Here is a 934-nt window from a genome sequence, read left to right on the forward strand (position 1 = left end):
CTTTTGGGTCAAACTCAGCGGGAACGCTCGCGATCCGCTTCTTGCTTAGAAATGATTCGATGCGATTCTGCGGCTCGAAATCGTTCTCCGACATAGCTCAACGAGTCCGCAAGATGCTTGTGCCAATAAAGCCAGCCCACATTCGACTCTTTCGCGTCTCCATCAGTGAATAAGGTGATGATTTGGCGATAGGTTCTCCGCCAAAACCCTCGCACTCGTTGCCGCTTTGCACTATGCCCCCCTGGAAAGTGGTTGAACTCGTTTTCTACTTCAAGCTGATTTAGCACTTGATGAAACGCTTGGGATTGCGCCAGATATCGGCGATCCCCTTCTCCTTCACCTGCATCCAGATAGATGGCGAACGAGTGACGCATCCCAGGGGAAAGCGTTTTGATAAACTCGATCGGGCTATTCTCCCTGCCGCTTGGATGCACAAAGTAGCCGCTATGACTAAACAGGGTCTTGAAGTGCTCCGGGTGGTGCAGTCCCACATTGATCGCTCCCCATCCACCTGACGATAACCCTCCAATCGCCCAAAATCTCGGATCGCTGCGGGTATGATAGTGCGCCTTCACCTGCTGGACTAACTCATCTCCGATCACACTGACGATATTTCCATACTGCCCGTTGACATATTCTGGGTCCCAAAGTCCACTCGAGTTCCGATTGTCGTTGCCATCGGGCGTGATGATGATCGACGGCGGCAACTTCCGACGACGATACAGGGTCTCAATCACCTCCAGTGCTTTGCCTTTGACAAACCAAGTCGTCGAGTCGCCATGCCCTCCGTGCAGCAGGAATACCACCGGATACCGAGCTTGGGGCTGTTGCTCATATCCGGGTGGGAGCACGATCCCATAGGTTCGATCTCGACCCAACACGAAGCTGTGATACGTCTCAATTTGAGAGCTTAAGCTTGAGGAGCCTGTCTGTT

At 52.8% G+C, this 934-nt stretch carries 1 protein-coding gene; it reads right to left on the reverse strand.

Features of this window, described 5'->3' with window-relative positions; genetic code table 11:
• Window positions 1-14: 14 nt before the first annotated feature.
• A partial coding sequence (locus A8707_RS26260; RefSeq protein ID WP_156518912.1) for an alpha/beta hydrolase occupies window positions 15-934 on the reverse strand: 920 nt, incomplete at its 5' end.

This window comes from Phormidesmis priestleyi BC1401 (assembly GCF_001650195.1).
In the GTDB taxonomy this organism is placed as follows: Bacteria; Cyanobacteriota; Cyanobacteriia; order Leptolyngbyales; family Leptolyngbyaceae; genus Phormidesmis_A; species Phormidesmis_A priestleyi_B.